This is a genomic window from Aurantiacibacter gilvus (genome assembly GCF_038289935.1).
Classification (GTDB): domain Bacteria; phylum Pseudomonadota; class Alphaproteobacteria; order Sphingomonadales; family Sphingomonadaceae; genus Alteraurantiacibacter; species Alteraurantiacibacter gilvus.
This window is the reverse complement of sequence record NZ_JBBYHV010000002.1, coordinates 675,015-693,197: the sequence shown is the minus strand read 5'-3', so window position 1 is coordinate 693,197 and position 18,183 is coordinate 675,015. Positions and strand designations below refer to the sequence as shown.

At 65.8% G+C, this 18,183-nt stretch carries 18 protein-coding genes; 11 read left to right on the top strand and 7 right to left on the bottom strand.

Annotated elements, in window-relative coordinates:
- Nucleotides 1–94 precede the first annotated feature (94 nt).
- Together rpoN and lptB are read right to left on the bottom strand one after the other, a co-directional pair.
- Entirely contained in the window at nt 95–1,552 is a 1,458-nt protein-coding gene (gene rpoN / locus AAEO60_RS13225; protein ID WP_341674179.1) for an RNA polymerase factor sigma-54, read from the bottom strand.
- 139 nt (nt 1,553–1,691) lie between these two features.
- Nucleotides 1,692–2,456 carry an LPS export ABC transporter ATP-binding protein gene (gene lptB, locus AAEO60_RS13220; protein ID WP_341674692.1) on the bottom strand — a complete coding sequence of 255 codons (765 nt, stop codon included), beginning with the start codon at nt 2,454–2,456 and terminating at the stop codon, nt 1,692–1,694.
- Between the two features lie 222 nt (nt 2,457–2,678).
- On the opposite strand from lptB, the gene AAEO60_RS13215 reads away from it, so the two are divergent.
- Both AAEO60_RS13215 and AAEO60_RS13210 read left to right on the top strand, forming a co-directional pair.
- Nucleotides 2,679–3,056, top strand: a complete 378-nt coding sequence (locus tag AAEO60_RS13215; protein ID WP_341674178.1) for a hypothetical protein — start codon at nt 2,679–2,681, stop codon at nt 3,054–3,056.
- A gap of 68 nt (nt 3,057–3,124) precedes the next feature.
- Nucleotides 3,125–4,453, top strand: coding sequence for a mechanosensitive ion channel domain-containing protein (locus AAEO60_RS13210; RefSeq protein WP_341674177.1), 1,329 nt, complete (start codon nt 3,125–3,127; stop codon nt 4,451–4,453).
- 52 nt (nt 4,454–4,505) lie between these two features.
- Here AAEO60_RS13210 and AAEO60_RS13205 read toward each other — a convergent pair whose 3' ends face one another.
- Together AAEO60_RS13205 and ppa are read right to left on the bottom strand one after the other, a co-directional pair.
- Entirely contained in the window at nt 4,506–4,844 is a 339-nt protein-coding gene (locus AAEO60_RS13205; RefSeq protein ID WP_341674176.1) for a c-type cytochrome, read from the bottom strand.
- 138 nt (nt 4,845–4,982) lie between these two features.
- Nucleotides 4,983–5,510, bottom strand: coding sequence for an inorganic diphosphatase (gene ppa, locus AAEO60_RS13200; protein ID WP_341674175.1), 528 nt, complete (start codon nt 5,508–5,510; stop codon nt 4,983–4,985).
- 161 nt (nt 5,511–5,671) lie between these two features.
- Here ppa and AAEO60_RS13195 point away from each other — a divergent pair, with 161 nt between their 5' ends.
- From AAEO60_RS13195 to AAEO60_RS13160, 8 genes are all read left to right on the top strand, one after another.
- Nucleotides 5,672–6,784 carry an LLM class flavin-dependent oxidoreductase gene (locus AAEO60_RS13195; RefSeq protein WP_341674174.1) on the top strand — a complete coding sequence of 371 codons (1,113 nt, stop codon included), beginning with the start codon at nt 5,672–5,674 and terminating at the stop codon, nt 6,782–6,784.
- Between the two features lie 38 nt (nt 6,785–6,822).
- Nucleotides 6,823–8,070, top strand: coding sequence for a histidine--tRNA ligase (gene hisS, locus AAEO60_RS13190; RefSeq protein WP_341674173.1), 1,248 nt, complete (start codon nt 6,823–6,825; stop codon nt 8,068–8,070).
- Complete coding sequence (gene prfA, locus AAEO60_RS13185) at nt 8,067–9,134, top strand: peptide chain release factor 1 (protein ID WP_341674172.1); 1,068 nt, start codon at nt 8,067–8,069, stop codon at nt 9,132–9,134. The genes hisS and prfA overlap by 4 nt, the downstream gene beginning before the upstream one ends.
- Nucleotides 9,135–9,138: 4 nt before the next feature.
- Nucleotides 9,139–10,056, top strand: a complete 918-nt coding sequence (gene prmC / locus AAEO60_RS13180; RefSeq protein ID WP_341674171.1) for a peptide chain release factor N(5)-glutamine methyltransferase — start codon at nt 9,139–9,141, stop codon at nt 10,054–10,056.
- A 189-nt stretch (nt 10,057–10,245) separates the two neighbouring features.
- Nucleotides 10,246–10,968, top strand: a complete 723-nt coding sequence (locus tag AAEO60_RS13175; RefSeq protein WP_341674170.1) for a DUF4167 domain-containing protein — start codon at nt 10,246–10,248, stop codon at nt 10,966–10,968.
- A 20-nt stretch (nt 10,969–10,988) separates the two neighbouring features.
- The gene (lnt, locus tag AAEO60_RS13170; protein WP_341674169.1) at nt 10,989–12,623 is read left to right on the top strand and encodes an apolipoprotein N-acyltransferase; all 1,635 of its coding nucleotides are present in this window, start codon (nt 10,989–10,991) and stop codon (nt 12,621–12,623) included.
- A 50-nt stretch (nt 12,624–12,673) separates the two neighbouring features.
- On the top strand, nt 12,674–13,891 hold the full coding sequence (gene metK, locus AAEO60_RS13165; protein WP_341674168.1) for a methionine adenosyltransferase: 1,218 nt from the start codon (nt 12,674–12,676) through the stop codon (nt 13,889–13,891).
- Between the two features lie 19 nt (nt 13,892–13,910).
- Complete coding sequence (locus tag AAEO60_RS13160) at nt 13,911–15,161, top strand: DUF418 domain-containing protein (RefSeq protein ID WP_341674167.1); 1,251 nt, start codon at nt 13,911–13,913, stop codon at nt 15,159–15,161.
- On the opposite strand, the gene AAEO60_RS13155 is transcribed toward AAEO60_RS13160, so the two are convergent.
- The gene (locus AAEO60_RS13155) at nt 15,115–16,407 is read right to left on the bottom strand and encodes a spinster family MFS transporter (protein WP_341674166.1); all 1,293 of its coding nucleotides are present in this window, start codon (nt 16,405–16,407) and stop codon (nt 15,115–15,117) included. The two genes, AAEO60_RS13160 and AAEO60_RS13155, sit on opposite strands and share 47 nt — an antisense overlap.
- Before the next feature lie 246 nt (nt 16,408–16,653).
- On the opposite strand from AAEO60_RS13155, the gene AAEO60_RS13150 reads away from it, so the two are divergent.
- Nucleotides 16,654–16,845 carry a hypothetical protein gene (locus AAEO60_RS13150; RefSeq protein ID WP_341674165.1) on the top strand — a complete coding sequence of 64 codons (192 nt, stop codon included), beginning with the start codon at nt 16,654–16,656 and terminating at the stop codon, nt 16,843–16,845.
- Here AAEO60_RS13150 and AAEO60_RS13145 read toward each other — a convergent pair.
- Together AAEO60_RS13145 and AAEO60_RS13140 are read right to left on the bottom strand one after the other, a co-directional pair.
- Nucleotides 16,836–17,519: a glutathione S-transferase family protein gene (locus AAEO60_RS13145; RefSeq protein WP_341674164.1), complete on the bottom strand. Its 684-nt coding sequence runs from the start codon at nt 17,517–17,519 to the stop codon at nt 16,836–16,838. The genes AAEO60_RS13150 and AAEO60_RS13145 overlap by 10 nt on opposite strands.
- A gap of 24 nt (nt 17,520–17,543) precedes the next feature.
- Complete coding sequence (locus AAEO60_RS13140) at nt 17,544–18,179, bottom strand: CoA transferase subunit B (protein WP_341674163.1); 636 nt, start codon at nt 18,177–18,179, stop codon at nt 17,544–17,546.
- Between the last annotated feature and the right edge of the window lie 4 nt (nt 18,180–18,183).

The following is an 18,183-nucleotide window of genomic DNA, read 5'->3' as shown; positions in this document are numbered from 1 at the left end:
AAGATGCTTTCAGGCTAACGGCAAACAGGTCGTTCGCTGCTTTGCCAACAAATGTCGGCAATCGGGCCGCAGGCAGAAACTCCGCCTTTGCCGCTCACCCCATGGCCTGCAACTTCTTCGCCCGCCGCCGCTGCACGCTCGACCCGATCCCGATAGCCTCGCGGTATTTCGCCACGGTGCGCCGCGCGAGGTCGAAGCCCTCGGCTTTCAGCAGGTCCACCAGGGCATCGTCGGAGAGGACTTTCTTCGGGTCTTCGGCGTCGCACAGGGCCTTGATGCGGGCCTTTACCGCCTCGGCGCTGGCGCCTTCGCCGTCGGCTGAGCCTACGCCGCTGGTGAAGAAGTACTTCAGCTCGAACGTGCCGCGTTCGCAGGACAGGAACTTGTTGCTGGTGACGCGGCTGACCGTGCTTTCGTGCATCTCGATCGCCTCGGCCACCTTGGCCAGGGTCAGCGGGCGGAGTTCGGAGACGCCGCGGCGGAAGAAGCCGTCCTGCTGCTTCACGATCTCGGCGGCGACTTTCAGGATGGTCTTCTGCCGCTGGTCCAGCGCCTTGATCAGCCAGTTGGCGTCGGCCAGCTTCTCGCTCAGCCAGCCCCTGGCCTCCTTGCCGGTGCAGCCGCCGCGCAGCTCGACATAGTAGCTGCGGTTGACCACCAGCCGCGGCAGGGTCGCCTCGTTCAGCTGGATGTCCCAGCCATCGTTACCCTCGGCGTCGGTGACGGCGGAGAGCAGCACGTCGGGCACTACCGAGGCGCTGGCCGTGCCGCCGAATTGCAGGCCCGGCTTGGGATCGTAGCTGCGCAGCTCGGCCAGCATGTCGGCCAGGTCCTCGTCGTCGACGCGGCAGATGCGCTTGAGGTGCGCGAAGGCGCCCTTGGCGACCAGTTCGAGGTTGTCGATCAGCACTTCCATGCACGGATCGTAGCGGTCGGCCTCCTTGGCTTGCAGCGCGAGGCATTCGGACAGGCTGCGCGCACCGACGCCCGCGGGGTCGAGCGACTGGACCAGTTCGAGCGCCGACTCGACCCTGGCGAGCGGCACGTCGAGATTGATGGCGATCTCGCGCAGGTCGGTGCTGAGGTAGCCCGCTTCGTCGAGCAGGCCGATCACGTTGCGGGCGATGAAGGCGGTCTGCGGATCGGGAGCGGCAGGGCCGACTTGCGCTTCGAGATGGTCCGCCAGCGAGAGGCCTTCCTCACCGCGGTTCTCGAAGTCGAATCCTTCGCTGTCGCCGCCGCTGGCCATCTGCGCGGACCAGTCGCCGGTGTCGCGATCCGTGTCGAGCGCGCCGGGGTCGATGTCGAGCGCCTCGTTGCCATCACCGGGAGTAGAGTCGCGGACCTGCGGCTCATCGCTCTCGGGCGGGGCGTCGGTGTTTTCCGAACGTATCTCGCCCGCATCCAGCAGCGGGTTACTCTCCAGCGCTTCGCCGATGAAGGTCTCGATCTCGAGGTTCGACAGCGCCAGCAGCTTGATCGCCTGCTGCAACTGCGGCGTCATCACCAGCGATTGCGATTGCCTGAGGTCCAGGCGGGGACCGAGCGCCATTATGCCTGCTCGCCAACGCTCGGATGGTTCCGGCCCCCGCCCCCTCCCAGCCACCCGACAGGATGATGGACAATCATCGGGTGGCTGGGAGGGGGAGTGGGCTGGCACCGCGCCCCAGCCACAAGGCTGGGAAAACAGGTCATAGCGTGAAGTGTTCGCCGAGGTAGAGTCGGCGCACGTTCTCGTCGGCGACCAGCTCTGCGGGCGATCCGGCGAACAGTACCTGGCCGCCGTAGATGATGCAGGCGCGGTCGACGATGTCGAGCGTTTCGCGCACGTTGTGATCGGTGATCAGCACGCCGATGCCGCGGTTCTTGAGGTCGATCACCAGTTCGCGGATGTCGCTGATCGACAGCGGGTCGATACCGGCGAATGGTTCGTCGAGCAGCATGATCGAGGGATTGGCGGCCAGCGCGCGGGCAATTTCGCAGCGGCGGCGTTCACCGCCCGACAGCGCCATGGCGGGGCTGGAACGCAGGCGGGTGATGTGGAACTCTTCCAGCAGCCGTTCCAGCTCGGCCTCGCGCGTCGCCTTGTCCGGCTCCACCATTTCCAGCACGCAGCGGATATTCTGTTCCACCGTCATGCCGCGGAAGATCGAGGTTTCCTGCGGCAGGTAGCCAAGGCCCAGGATCGCGCGGCGGTACATCGGCAGCTTGGTGACATCGACGCCGTCCATCATGATGCGGCCGGAGTCGGGCTTCACCAGCCCCATGATCGAATAGAAGCAGGTGGTCTTGCCCGCGCCGTTGGGGCCGAGCAGGCCCAGCACCTCGCCCTTGGCCACGGTCAGCGAGATGTCGCTGAGGACCGCGCGCTTGTCATAGCTCTTGGCGATGGACACGACTTCCAGCCCGCCCTCCGGAGGCAGTTCGGGGGAAGCGTTGGCAGGCGCATCGGCCATGGCGTGGGCCAGCGCGTCTTCGTCCAGGATGTCGTCGTCGAGTGCACTCATGACCGCTCATCTAGCACGCTGGGCCAGCCTTTGAAGGGGTGTTTGGCAAGATTCCTGCATGTCGGCCACAGCGAGGCCATGGCGCAACAAAATGAACCTATGGTTGACGCCCTTGCAAGAATGCTTCGGTTTTGGGATAACCGGAGTCGGGATTGGAAAAGGAGTGGCGCAATGAACAGGGCGCTTGAAGGAACGGCCAAGGCGGAAAACCGCACGGTCCACAAGCTCGACTGGCGGCGCAAGATCAGCGATCACGTTGCCTTTGGCCTGCTGATTTACACCGGCCTGCACATTTTCCTTACCCTCACGGCGCTGAAAAGCGGCAGCGGCTCGATGCTGCCGTACCTGGCGCTCGTCGTGCTGGTGGCTGCCGTTATCCCGGCGTGCCGCTGGTTCGAAATGCGCTGGGAGGAGCTAACCGCCCACGACGTGAGCGATCCTGCGCTCGCTCCGAAGTTCCGCCGCGAAGTGATCATGTTGTGGATGACCGTTATCGGCCTGCCTGTTGCGCTGACCTTCGGCTTCAAGGGCGTCGCCGCGCTACTCTGACGCGAGGCCTTCGCCTCCTGGCCGCCGCCCTGCTGGCTGCCCTGTCGGCTTTTGCCGCAACGCCGGCCTTGGCGTCGCCGCTGCTTCCCGAAACGAATGCCCAACAAGAGGCGACTCCCACCCCGCCTTCGTCCGGCCCGATCCAGCTCGAGCGTGCTGCAGGCGAAGACCAGCGCACCGAAGAGCGGCTTGCCGAAATCTTCGCCAACGTTCCCAGCCTTGCCAACGTAACCGTCTCGGTCCGCGAAGGCGTGGTGACGCTGGGCGGTACCGCCCCCGACGAAGCGGCCCTGGCCCGCGCCGAAACCATCGCTGCCGGTGTGGAGGGCGTGGTTACGGTCGAGAACGGCATTACCCGCGACGTCTCGGTGGACTTCGAGGAAGGCATCGGCGGCCTGGGCGACCGGCTGGCGGGCTTCGTGCGCATGCTGCCGCTGCTGGGAGTCGCGCTGCTGGCCGGACTGCTGGTGGTGGCCTTCGGCTACATCCTGTCGAGCCTGACGTTTGTCTGGCGGCGGTTTGCGCCCAACTCTTTCCTCGTCGAACTGATCCGCAGCGCGATCCGCTTTATCTTTGTGGTCTTCGGCTTGCTGGTGGCGCTGGACATGGTCGGCGCCGGGGCGCTGATGGGCGCGGTGCTGGGCGGAGCCGGCGTTATCGGCATCGCCCTCGGCTTTGCCATGCGCGACACGGTGGAGAACTATGTCGCCAGCCTGATGCTGAGCCTGCGCCAGCCGTTCCGCGCCAACGACTACGTTGTGATCGACATGCACGAAGGCCGCGTGATCCGCCTCACCAGCCGCGCGACAATCCTGATGACGCTGGACGGCAACCACCTGCGCATTCCCAATTCCGCCGTCTTCAAGGCGACCATCCTCAACTATACGCGCAATCCGCAGCGCCGGTTCGACTTCGCGCTCGGCGTCGATGCCGACGACGATGCCGAGGCGGCCATGAAACTGGGGCGCGAGACCTTGCAGGGCCTTGGCTTCCTGCTCGACGACCCCCCGCCCGAAGTGCGCATCGAGGAAGTCGGCGATTCCAATGTGGTCCTGCGCTTGTTCGGCTGGATCGATCAGCGCGAAGCCGACTGGCACAAGGCCCGCAGCCGCGCCATCGTGGCCTGCAAGCAAGCGTTGGAAGAAGCCGGCTTTGCCTTGCCCGAGCCGATCTACCGCCTGCGCTTCGACCAGCGCACCGCCACGCTGCCGTTCGAGAACATCGGCGAAGGCCGGCCGCGCACCCCCGCGCCGCCACCCGCGCGTCCCGCACCTGCCGAGGCGAGCGAAGACGTCGCGCCCGATGACGAGGTCGCGCGCATGGTGGAAGAAGAACGCGCTGCGCCGGAGAAAGGGCAGGAGAACGACCTGCTCGATCCCGACCGCCCGGTGGAGTGAGCGACTGGGGTCAGCGGCAGGTGTTTGTTTCGGAGTCGAAGAAAGGGGACACTCAGTCCCTCTCTCTGAGGACCTCCAGATAGGCGAGCAGATTGGCGATATCGCCCTCTTCGAAGACGAAAACCGGCATTTGCATCGTATGGCCGACCTGAACTCCGCGCTCGAACGATGCCTCTACCGCCCACGCTGGCAAGCGGTGGGCCGCGCGGCGAAGGCTCGGTGCGTCCGGATTTGGCGAGATGCCGTCGTCGAGCGCGTGACAGCCAGCACAGTTCGCCTGCGCAAAGGCTCTGCCCTCGGCTGCGCTTTCGTACAGAGTGTCCGCTTGCTGATCGGTTACACAGGCTGCAACCAAGAGCGGAATGGCAAATACGAACATGGGCTTGAGCACGATATGGCCCCCTTCCTGCCGGGACGATGTAGCGCAGCGACACAGGCGGACACAAGCCAGCATGGACCGAAATGGAGTGCCAGGTGCGAAAGCCCCTGATCCGGTCGGTGGCCCCACCTGTCGCCAAGCCCTGCGCGGCTAACCGTTGTAACGCTCGATAGCTTCTCTCACGACCCGCTTGGCTTCTGCGGCGTCGCCCCAGGCGCCCACGCGCACCCACTTTTCGGCTTCGAGGTCCTTGTAGTGGGTGAAGAAGTGCTCGATCTGCTGGAAGATGATCGAGGGCAGGTCCTTGGTCTCGCCGACGTCCGAGTAATACGGGAAGGTGGTGTCCACCGGCACGCAGATCAGCTTCTCGTCACCGCCGTGCTCGTCTTCGAGGTTGAGCACGCCGATCGGGCGGGCGCGGACCACGCAGCCGGCGATGAAGGGCGAGCGGGCGATGACCAGCGCATCGAGCGGGTCGCCATCGGGTGACAGCGTGTGCGGCACGAAGCCGTAGTTCGCCGGATACCGCATCGGCGTGTGCAGGATGCGGTCGACAAACAGCGCGCCGCTGGCCTTGTCGAACTCGTACTTCACCGGCTCACCGCCAGTGGGCACTTCGATGATCACGTTCAGGCTCTCGGGCGGATTGTCGCCGACCGGGATATGTTCGATACGCATGGATGCTCGTTCCCTTGTGGAATCTGTGCGGCATCCCCTCCCAAAACCGCCGCGCGCCTAGCGCAGCAGGCGGCAATTGCCAAGCGCGGCGATTCGGAGCAGTCTCCCGGACAAACTCAACAAGAGTCGCAAAAGACTCGGGAGCGGAGAGGAGAACCAACATGCATGTGGGGATGGCGACGGGCTTTGCCTACCAGGGCGGTGACTACGGAAGCGATGCGGATTTCATCCGGCAGGAGATTTCCAACCTGCTGCTGGCGGAGAAGCTGGGCTTCGATTCGGTGTGGATCACCGAGCACCATTTCAGCACCTATTCGATGTCGAACGACCCGCTGCAGCTGCTCACCTATATCGCCGGGCAGACCAGGCACGTGAAGCTGGGCACCCAGTGCATCATCGTGCCCTGGCACAACCCGGCGCGGCTGGCAGAGAAGATCATCAACCTCGATATCCTGTCGAACGGCCGCTGCATCCTCGGCTTCGGCGGCGGGCTGGCGGCGCACGAGTTCGCCGGCCTCGGCGTGGACCAGAACCGCAGCCGCGCGCTCTACAACGATATCCTCGACGTGCTGATCCCGGCGCTCGAAACCGGCGTGCTTGAGGGCGAGGGCGAGTTCGGCAAGATCCCGCGCGTCGAACTGCGCCCGGGGCCGATCAAGAGCTTCGAAGGCCGCAAGTTCTGCGGCAGCCTGTCGGGCAATTCGATGTACTCGGCGGCCAAGCACGGTTTCGGCAACATGATCCTGTCGATCCCGCAGCGCGGTACGCCGCCGGGCGAGGACAAGTACCTTGCCGTCTGGCAGGAGGTGAACGGTGCAGGCACCGCCCCGCCGCCGCCGATGCTCTCGGGCAATTACAACGTTCACGAAGACGGCGACCATGCGCGCGAACGCGGCAACCATTTCCTGTCGCAGACCATGCGCGCCGCCGTCACCAACTACCACCTCGACAAGCCCGGCACCTATGCGAACGTGAAGGGCTACGAGCACTACGAGAACATGATGCTCAAGACGCCCGATGAGGTGGAACAGTACAGCGCCGGTTTCGGCCGCGGCGCGGTGGCGGGCACACCGCAAGAAGTGCTCGACCACATGTGGGAGCTGAAGGAGCAGTACGGCCCGCAGGGCTTCTTCCCGCACCTCTACTACGGCGGCATGCCGCAGGACGAGGCGCTGGCGAATATCCACCTGTTCGCCGAGAAGGTCATGCCCGAGCTGAAGAGCTGGGAGAGCGAGACCTCCATCGACGACCGCTTCCTGGAGGCAGCGGAGTAGTTGCGCAGTTGCGGGGCGGGGCTTAGAGGCTCCGCTCCATGAGCAAGACTCCCCAGGCCATCCGCGGCACGCAGGATATTTTCGGCCCCGATGCCGAGGCTTTCGCCTTTGTCGTCGAGACCTTCGAACGCGTGCGCAAGCTGTACCGTTTCCGCCGGGTGGAAATGCCGGTGTTCGAGAAGACCGAGGTCTTCGCCCGCTCGATCGGCGAGACCACCGATATCGTCTCGAAGGAAATGTATTCGTTCGAGGATCGCGGCGGGGAGAGCCTGACGCTGCGCCCGGAATTCACCGCCGGGATTGCCCGCGCTTACCTGACCAATGGCTGGCAGCAGCACGCGCCGCTGAAGGTGGGTACGCACGGCCCGCTGTTTCGCTACGAGCGCCCGCAGAAGGGCCGCTATCGCCAGTTCCACCAGATCGACGCCGAGATCATCGGCGCGGCGGAACCGCAGGCCGATGTCGAGCTGCTGGCCATGGCCGACCAGGTGATCCGCGAGCTGGGCATCAAGGACGTGACGCTGCACCTCAACACGCTGGGCGACGGCGACAGCCGCGAGGCCTGGCGTGCGGCTCTGGTGGACTATTTCGGCGCGGTGCGCGGCGAGCTGAGCGAGGATTCGCAGGAACGCCTCGACAAGAACCCTCTGCGCATCCTTGACTCCAAGGACCCGCGTGACCGCAAGTTCGTTGCCGATGCGCCCAAGATCGACGCCTTCCTGTCCGACGATGCGCGCGCCTTCTTCGACGCTGTCACCAGCGGTCTGGATGCGGCAGGCGTGAAATGGACCCGCGCCGAAAGCCTCGTGCGCGGGCTCGACTACTACCGCCACACGGCGTTCGAATTCATCCCTGACGAAGGCTCGGCAGCGGCTGGCGCTCTGGGCAGTCAGTCCACGATCCTCGGCGGCGGTCGCTATGACGGCTTAATGGAGAGCCTCGGCGGCGCGCCGACGCCTGCCGTGGGCTGGGCTGCGGGGATCGAGAGGCTGGCCATGCTGGTGGGCGAGAAGGGTGAGACCAAGGCTGACGTTGTCGTCGTCGTTGAAACCGACGACCGTATGTTGGATGCTCAGGCTCTGGTGAAAAACTTGCGTGAAGCTGGTTTCGCATCAGAACTTTTCGCAACTGGATCTCCGCGCAAGCGGTTCGACAAGGCCCGGAAGATCCCGTCGCACACTCTGATTTCTTTCACTATGACTGATGAGGGGTCGTCATTGCGCTTTCATGGAGATGGCGGCGAAATCGCGACCAAGGTCGAAGACTTCGTCCTCAATTCGCAATGACCATCCCCGCCGAACGTCTCCGCCAGATCGCCAATCGCTTCGCCGAGCTCGAAGCGCGGATGGCCTCTGGCCAGCTCGAGGGCGAGGCATTCGTCCAGGCGAGCCGCGACTATGCCGAGCTGGAGCCGGTCGCCAAGGCGGCCGCCGAAGTGCAGGCCATGCGCGACGAGATCGAGGGACTGACGGAGATGCTCTCCGATCCCGAGATGAAGGCCATGGCCGAAGAGGAGCTGGCCGGCCTCAAGAAGGCCCTGCCCGAAGCCGAGCATTCGCTGGCCATCGCCATGCTGCCCAAGGACGCGGCTGATGCGCGTCCGGCCATGCTGGAAATCCGCGCAGGCACCGGCGGCGACGAGGCCGCGCTGTTCGCGGGCGACCTCTACCGCATGTACGAGAAATATGCCGCCGAACAGGGCTGGAAGGTCGAGCCAGTCTCGATGGCCTCCAGCGATGCGGGCGGGTTCAAGGAAGTGGTCGCCAACGTCACTGGCACCGGCGTCTTCGCCAAGCTCAAGTTCGAGAGCGGCGTGCACCGCGTGCAGCGCGTGCCGGTCACCGAGAGCGGCGGACGCATCCATACCTCGGCGGCGACCGTGGCTGTCCTGCCCGAGCCGACCGAAGTCGACATGACCATCGACGACAATGACCTGCGGATCGACATTTACCGCTCGTCTGGCGCGGGCGGGCAGCACGTCAACACGACCGACTCCGCCGTGCGCATCACCCACATCCCCACCGGGATCGTGGTCGCGATGCAGGACGAGCGCAGCCAGCACAAGAACCGCGACAAGGCGATGAAGGTGCTGCGCGCCCGCCTCTACGAAGCCCGCCGCGCCGAGGCGCACGGGGCCGAGGCCGAAGCGCGCAAGGCCATGGTCGGTTCGGGTGACCGCTCCGAGCGCATCCGCACCTACAATTTCCCACAAGGCCGCGTCACCGATCACCGCATCGGCCTGACGCTGCACAAGCTGCCCGAAGTGCTCGAAGGCCAGGGGCTGGGCGAGCTGATCGACGCGCTGATTGCCGAGGACGAGGCCAAGCGCCTCGCCGCGATGGGCGACTAGGCCCGTGGCCAAGGTCACCGCCACCCTGCGGGAAGCGGCGCGGATGCTGACCGGACTGTCCGATACCCCGCGCCTCGATGCCGAACTGCTGATGGCAGAGGCGCTCGGCGTGTCGCGCTCCGACTTGCTGCTGCGCCACCACGATAGCGAGGTTCCCGCGCGCTTCGCCCAGCTGCTTGCCCGCCGGCTGGAGCGCGAGCCGGTGGCCTATATTCTCGGACGACAGGAGTTTTTCGGGCTGGAGTTCGCTGTATCCCCCGACGTTCTGGTCCCGCGCGCCGACAGCGAATGCGTGGTGCAGGTGGCCTTGGATGCAGCGCCGGATGCGCGCCGCATCCTCGATCTTGGCACGGGTTCGGGCGCACTGCTGCTCGCGCTGCTCTCGCATCTGCCGCAAGCCGAGGGCATCGGCATCGACGCCTCGGCACAGGCACTGCTGGTCGCGGCTGCGAACGGCGTGCGCCACGCGAACATGCCGACCGGATTCGCTGGCGGCGATCCCTTGGCAATGCCGGATATGGCCCCGCGAGCCGATGGCGGATCAGCTCGTTTCGTCCAGCGAGACTGGAACCAGGCCGGTTGGGCGGACGACCTTGGCCGCTTCGACCTGGTGATCGCCAATCCGCCCTATGTCGAGGACAATGCCGAACTCGACCCCGATGTACGGGATTTCGAGCCCGCCAGCGCGCTGTTTGCCGGCGCCGAAGGGCTCGACGATTACCGCGTCCTGGTGCCGCAATTGCCGCAATTGTTGGCAGATAACGGCGTGGCCGTGCTCGAAATCGGCGCTCTGCAGGCCGAATCCGTGGCCGAAATTGCCCGAACTCATGGCTTTGCAACTGAACTGCACCAGGACCTTGGCGGACGCGACCGGGCGCTTGTTTTGCGATTAACGCTTGGCAAAGGTGAATCGAGTAGCTAACTCTACTAACAGGTCCACGGCGCAAGGCGCTGGACCGCAACTCCAACATTTGCCTGGCGCGCGGTGGAACACCGCTGTGAGCATATGCAGATGAAGGGCAGATAGCATCTCTATACTGGGGTGCCTCCAAAAGGGGTCATATGGCGCAGCGGCATGGTTCCGCAGCCAGATTGAGGAAGCGAATTTCCCTTGAACAATAATCGTAACAATAACCGTCGTCGTGGCCGTGGCAGTAACCGTGGCGGAAACCAGGGTGGCGGTGGAAACCAGTCCAACCGGATCGATTCCCGCGCGCGTGGCAATGCCCCGCAGATGCTGGAAAAGTACAAGAAGCTGGCAAACGACGCCGCGCTGAACGACGACCGGGTGCAGACCGAGTATTACCTGCAGTTCGCGGATCACTATTTCCGCGTGATCGCCGACAACAAGGCGCAGAAGGACGAGGCGCAGGCCAAGCGCAATTCCGAGCGCGGAACGAACAATTCCGACGACGGCGATGATGACGATGACGACCAGCAGCAGGATCGCCAGCAGGATCGCCAGCAGGAAAGTACGCGCGGCCGCCGTAATCCCAAGGGCAACCGGCGCAATGCCAACGAACCCGAAGAGGGCGTAGAAGGTCCCTCGGTCGACAACGAGGACGATGACAATCCGTTCACGCGCGACGACCGTGGTTCGGGTCAGAAGAAGCCGCGCAAGGCTTCGCGGAAGCCCCGGAACGAACAGCGCGACGACGAGGATGACGACAACGACGGCGCGCTCGATCCGGGCATGCTGCCGCCGGCCATCGCGCGCGGTTCCGATGACGACGACAGCGACGAGGACAAGGCTCCGCGCCGCAAGCCCAGTCGCTCGCGCCGCAAGCCGGCCGACGATGACGACGGCGAAGAGGCCCTCGAAGCTGTCAGCTAGGCGCTGACAGCGGCAGGACGGTGACGCGGACGATGGCCAGCGGGCTTTCCCTGATTGAACGTCTGGCCCTGATCGATCGTCTTGCCAAATGGCCGCGCCTGTCCGCGCTGGCCCTTGGCGTACTATCCGCAACCGGTTTCCAACCCATCGGCCTGTGGCCCGTGGCCTTGCTGGCCGTGGGTGTCTTTGCCTTGCTGGCAACCCGTACCAGAACCTGGCTGCGCGCCTTCGGCCTCGGCTGGCTCTTCGGTGTGGCGCATTTCACGCTGGGCAACGCCTGGATCGCCAACAGCTTCACTTACCAGTCGGAAATGCCCGAGGTGCTCGGCTGGCTGGCCGTGCCGCTGCTGGCGTTGTACCTCGCGGTCTATCCGGCCCTGGCCGCCCTGGCCGCCCGCGCGGTCGTGAAGGGCGGAACCGGCTGGGCCTTCGCGCTGGTCTTTGCCGGAGCATGGATCGTTACCGAGTGGATGCGCGGCTGGGTCTTCACCGGCTATGCCTGGAACCCGCTGGCCATGGTGCTGCTTGGCCCCTTCGACCGGCCCGGCCTTGCCGCCATTGCTCCGGTCATGGGCACCTATGCCTTGTCCGGCCTTGCTGTCCTGCTGGGCTGTGCGCTGGTGCTGCTGGTGCGCGAGCGCAACTGGCTGGCGAGCGGCGGTGTGGCTTCACTGCTGGCGGTCGGCATGTACCTGCCACCGGTCGCGCCGCGCCATGTCCAGACCGGGGACGAGCTGCTGGTCACCATTGTCCAGCCTGACATCCCGCAGGAACAGATCAGCGATCCGCAGTATTACGAAGCCAACTACACGCGCTTGGCGCAGCTCTCGCCGCGGCTCGACGAGGATACCGCACCGCGCCTGGTGCTCTGGCCCGAGGCGGGCATGGCGGACTACCTGCGCGACGGCTATCCGCAGCGGTATTATGATCGCACCACGGCGCTCGCCAGCCCGGACTATGCCCGCCGCCGCCTTGGCGCGACCGTCGGTGAAGGCTCGGTCCTGCTGACGGGCGCAGTCGACCTCGAGATCGGCCCGGACGAGAACGGCTGGGTGCGGGCATTGGGTGCGCGCAACGCCGTGACCGCTGTCAGCGCCGATGGCGAAATCCTCGGCAGCTATGCCAAGGCGCACCTCGTGCCTTACGGCGAATACCTGCCCATGCGCGGCCTGCTCGAACCGCTGGGCCTGTCGCGGCTGGTCGCGGGTTCGATCGACTTCTGGCCCGGACCTGGCCCACAGACAATCGACCTTGGCGAATACGGCCGCGTGGGCGTGCAGGTTTGCTACGAGATCGTCTTCTCCGGCGAGGTGGTCGACCCTGACAACCGGCCGGACTTCATTTTCAATGCTTCCAGCGAAGGCTGGTTCGGGGCCTTCGCCCCGTCGCAGTTCCTTGCCCAGTCACGCATGCGCGCGATCGAGGAAGGCCTGCCGGTGCTGCGCGCCACCAACAGCGGCATCAGCGCGATAATCGATCCGCGCGGCGTCGTGCGCGAGCACCTGGGCCTGCCACATGGCGGGCGCATCGACTCCGTGGTCCCGCCTGCCGCCGCTCCGACATTGTTCGCCCGGTTTGGCAACATGCTGGCGCTTGCCTGGGCACTGGTTTTTCTGCTTGCCGCTTTTGTTGCCATGCGTCGGCAGGCCAGTTAGAGCCTCGCCCCGAATAGACTTGAATTTTTTACGAGAAGGCAATCTCCAACATGCGCCAATCCTACCTGTTTACTTCCGAAAGCGTCTCGGAAGGCCACCCGGACAAGGTGTCCGACCAGATTTCCGACGCCATTGTCGACCTGTTCCTGTCGAAAGATCTCGAAGCCCGCGTGGCTTGTGAAACGCTGACCACGACGCAGCGCGTCGTGCTGGCGGGCGAGATCCGCGGCAAGGGCATCATCGACGGCGACGACTGGGCACCTGGCGTGGAGCAGGAGATTGAGGACACCGTGCGTTCGGTCGTGCGCGACATCGGTTACGAGCAAGAAGGCTTCCACTGGGAAACGCTGAGGTTCGACAACTACCTGCATGGCCAGAGCGTCCACATTGCGCAGGGCGTGGATGCGGGCGTCGAAGGCTCGAACAAGGACGAAGGCGCGGGCGACCAGGGCATCATGTTCGGCTTTGCCTGCGACGAGACGCCCGACCTGATGCCGGCGACGATCGACTACAGCCACAAGATACTCCAGCAGATGGCGACCGATCGCAAGAACGGCACGGCCCCCTTCCTGGAGCCGGACAGCAAGAGCCAGGTCACCCTGCGCTATGAAAACGGCAAGCCCGTCGCCTGCACTGCCCTGGTCGTCTCCACCCAGCACGCGCCGGGCTATGACGAGGGCGAGAAGGAAGCCGAACTGCACGCCTACGTGAAGGGCGTCGTCGGCAAGATCCTGCCCGAAGGCTTCATCACCGACGCCACCGAGTGGCACATCAATCCCACCGGCAGCTTCGTGATTGGCGGCCCGGATGGCGACGCAGGCCTGACCGGCCGCAAGATCATTGTCGACACCTATGGCGGCGCGGCCCCGCACGGCGGCGGCGCGTTCTCGGGCAAGGACCCAACCAAGGTCGACCGTTCGGCCGCCTATATCACCCGCCATCTCGCAAAGAATGTCGTCGCGGCTGGCCTGGCCACCAAGTGCACGATCCAGATCGCCTATGCCATCGGCGTGTCGAAGCCGCTGTCGCTCTATGTCGACACCCACGGCACCGGCACGGTGGACGACGCCGCGATCGAGGATGCGATCCGCAGCAATGCCAAGCTGGGCGGTCTTACCCCGCGCGCGATCCGCACCTACCTTGGCCTCAACAAGCCGATCTACCGCCAGAGCGCAGCCTATGGCCACTTCGGGCGTACGGCTGAAGGCGACCTGTTCCCGTGGGAACGCACCGACCTTGCCGCCGACCTGAAGGCAGCGCTCGCCTGATCCGGGAAGGAGCCCGATCATGTCGGGCTCCGCCCTCGCTTCTCCGCCGGACCCTCGCCAGCGCGTAACCGCGCTCGATGCTCTGCGCGGGGTCGCGGTGATCGGCATCGCGGTGATGAACGTCATCGCCTTTTCCATGCCTGCCAATGCCTATCTCAACCCGGCGGTCTGGGGCGGCACGGGGCCGCTCGAAACCACGCTCTGGACGGCGAGCTATGTGCTGGTGGAGGACAAGTTCCGCGCCCTGTTCGCCATGATGTTCGGCGCCGGCGTGGCGATCTTGCTCGGCAAGGGAGAGCACCCCGCCCGCGCGCACTATGCCCGCATGGCGGCCTTGCTGGCGATCGGCATGACCCATGCCGTGCTGCTGGCCAGCAACGACGTGCTGCGCATCTATGCCGTGGCCGGCCTACTGCTGCCGCTGGCGGCGCGCTGGCCCGCGCGGCGACTGGTCTGGGCAGCGGTGCTGCTGGTCGCGGGACAGCTGGCTGTTTCGGGCTGGTACGCCTGGGGCTGGCTCGACTTCTGGTACCAGCGGGCGAGCGGCGCCCTGGTCGACCCGGCGTGGATCGAGGTGGCCGAGCGCACCTATGGCGGCCACCCGGATACCACGGCCGCCGCCTTTGCGCGCGGCGAGGAGGGCTTTGCCGAGCGGATTGTCCGGCGCATCGAGACCCTCCCGGCGCAGGCCAATTACATCATCGCCTCGCTGCCCTCGGCACTGGCGGCCATGTTGCTGGGCATGGCCTTCTGGCGCAACGGCCTGCTGGCGGGCGAGTGGCAGGCAGATCGCGCCTTGCGGCTGGCCCGCACCTGCGCGCTGGCGAGCCTGCCGGTGCTGGTCGTGCTGGCCGCATGGTCGATCCTGTCGGGCTTCGACGTGATCGTTACCGCTGCCAATGCCATCGTCTGGTCCGCGCCGTTCGATATCGTGCTGGGCGTGGCCTATGCCGCGCTCGCCATGGCGCTGTTCGGCGGAGCGCTGAATGACAGCAGGGCAACCCGCGTGCTGGCAGCGACGGGACGGCTGGCCTTGACCAACTACCTTGCCACCAGCCTGATCTTCTCGGCCCTGTTCGCCAGCTGGGGGCTCGGCCTGTTCGGCGAGGTCTCGCGCGGGCAGGCGCTGCTGCTGACGCTGGTGCCGATCACCGCCATGCTCTTGTGTTCCGCCCCGTGGCTGGCGCGCTTCCGGCAGGGGCCGATGGAGTGGCTCTGGCGCTCTATGTCTGCGGCGCGGCTGCAGCCGTTCCGGCGGCGCCAAGCCTGATCCTCTCGCTGTCGCGCGGCAGGTGCCGTGCGGCGACGAAATAGTGCGCCGAGGCCCACCAGTAGATCGCGGCAGAGATCGCCATGGCATAGGCCAGCCCGCGCGCCGGTCCATAGTCGCCCGCCAGCCAGTCGCTCAGCAGGCCGAGCAGGGACGGCCCCAGCGCGCCCGCTACGCCGTAGAGCCCGCTGAGCAGGGCCGAGGCGGTGGCGCGCATGCGCGGGTGCATCAGGTTCTGCAAGGCGGCGTAGGTGACGCCGAGGTAGCCGAAGTTGAGGAAGGTCGCGACGCTGACCAGCGACAGCAGCAAGACCAGGTTCTCGCGGGTGATGGCGAAGATGTAGAGCGGCGCGCCCAGCAGCAGGGCGACGGCGGGCACCATGGCATAGGCCGCGATCGAGCGCGTCCCCAGCTTGTCGGACAACCAGCCGCTGCCGACCACGGACAGCGCGGCGGGCAGGCTGGCGATCACGCCCGCGTAGAGCCCCGCCTCACCGATGCCGAGCTCGAACTTGCGCATCATCAGCGAAGTGAAGAAGTAGTTGAGCCCGAAGCCGAGCATGGCTGCCAGCGCCGATCCGATCACCAGGTTGCGCGCGCTCGGCAGGGCCAGCAGCCGCGAGACCACGGCAGAGATCGGCGGGACCGCGTCATCGGCCTCCGGGTCGTGCTGTCCGCGCTTGGGTTCGGCGACGAAGAAGTAGGCAATCACGCCCAGGACCAGTCCGGGTACGGCGGCGACAAGGAAGGTGGCGCGCCAGTCCAGCTCCTGCGCGATCCAACCGCCACCGACGAAACCGATGAAGGCCCCCAACGGCGGCGACAGCAGCAGCACCGACATGGCGAGGCCGCGCCTTCCGGCGGGGAAGTAGTCGGCGATCACCGACTGGTTGCTGGGCAGCCCGATAGCCTCGCCCAGTCCCACGCCCATGCGCGCCACCAGCAGCTGCGGCCAGCTGGCCGCCGCACCGCAGAGCGCGGTCGCCACGGACCACAGCACCGTGCCCACCGAGATCAGCGTCAGCCGCCGCACCCGCTCGGCAATGCGCGCGATCACCACGCCCGCGCCGATGTTGAGCGCGGCAAAGGCCCAGGCCATCAGCGATACCTGGAAGTCGGTCAGGCCGAACTCGGCCTTCACCGGCTCCACCAGCACGTTCACCACGATGCGGTCGATAAAGCCGACCGTGCCGATCGAGGCGAGTACGACCAGCGCCAGCCATGGTGAATTTCGTTGTGTTTTCATGCGTTCCCTCTCCGGTGCGCAGGGTTGGCATGATTGCCACGAAACGCAAGCGCTTCGGGCGGGCGGACAGCCAAGGTGTTACAGGTGTGACAGTGTCCTGGAGCAAGAAAGCCGGGCCGCGCGAATGACCTCGCAACCGGCGGAAAACTGGCAAGAACGAACGGCACCGCGACATGGCCATGCGTTGGCCATGCGCGGTGCCGCTTAGGAAAGCGCTATCCGCTCAGGCGGCCCGACGGCCCCTACATGCGCATCGAAACCGGCGGCTACGAGCTGGAACGCCTGCCGGACGGTCGGCACCTGCTGCGTCTCCACACCACCTATGCCGCGCAGACGCACTTCAACGGCTATGCCGCGCTATGGGGCGAACTCTTCCTCGGCGATATCCAGGCCAACGTGCTGGAGGTGATCCGCCAGCGGGCGGAAGGTCAGGACTGACGCAGGTCCTCGACCAACGTCCCGACCGCGCCGATCTCGGCTTCGTGGCTCACTTCGCGCCATGTCTCGGCGAGCGCGGCCTGCTCCCATTCCTGCATGGCTGGATGTGCCAGCACACGCTCAACCCAGGCCATGCCGCGCCCGACATCGAGCCCGAAGGTACGTACGCGGTAGGCGACCGGGGCGAAGAAGGCATCAAGTGCGGTGAAGTCCGGCCCGGCGAGCCACGGTCCGCCGAAACGGTGCAGTCCCTCCTCGAACAGCTCGCGGACACGCGCCACGTCCTTGGCCAGCGCCGCATCGTGCGGCGGCATCTGCACCCGCACGCCGACATTCATCGGGCACTGGCCCCGCAGGGCAGAGAAACCGCCGTGCATTTCCGCCACCCCGCACTGCGCGAAGGCGCGCGCGGCCTCGTCCGTGGGCCAGACACCCGCGTGCCGTTCTGCAAGGTAGAGCACGATGCCGAGCGAATCCCACACGGTCCGCTCGCCATCACGCAAGGCCGGCACCTGTCCGGCAGGCGAGAACTTGCGGAACTCGTCCCAGTTCACCGCCTTGGTGAAGGGCTCGATCCGGTCAGTGAAACCAATCCCCAGCGCCTTCATCAGCACCCAGGGCCGCAGGCTCCAGCTGGAATAGTTGCGGTTGGCAGTGATCAGCACATAGCCCATCGCCGCATCCTCCCGGCTCGTGGCCTAGCTGACGTAGTGCGCGGTGGTCTTCTCGGCCACTTCCTCGGCACTGACGCCGGGAGCCAGTTCGACCAGCTTGAACGGGCTGTCGTGATCAGGCCGCTGGAATACGGCAAGGTCGGTGATGATCATGTCGACCACGTTGGTGCCGGTCAGCGGCAGGGTGCATTCGGGGATGAACTTGGGATCGCCGTGCTTGGAAGTGTGCTCCATCACCACGATGATCTTCTTCACGCCGGCGACCAGGTCCATCGCGCCGCCCATGCCCTTCACCATCTTGCCGGGGATCATCCAGTTGGCGATGTCGCCGCCTTCGGAAACTTCCATTGCGCCCAGTACGGTGAGGTCGATGTGCCCGCCGCGGATCATCGAGAAGCTGGTGGCGCTGTCGAAATAGGCGGTATTGGGCAGCTCGCTGATGGTCTGCTTGCCCGCGTTGATCAGGTCGGCGTCGACCTCGTCCGGGTAGGGGAACGGCCCGATGCCGAGCATGCCGTTCTCGCTCTGCAAGGTCACGTGCATGCCGTCCGGGATGTGGTTTGCCACCAGCGTCGGGATGCCGATGCCGAGGTTGACGTAGAATCCGTCCTCCAGCTCGCGGGCGGCGCGGGCGGCCATGTCGTCACGGGTCCAGGGCATCTGT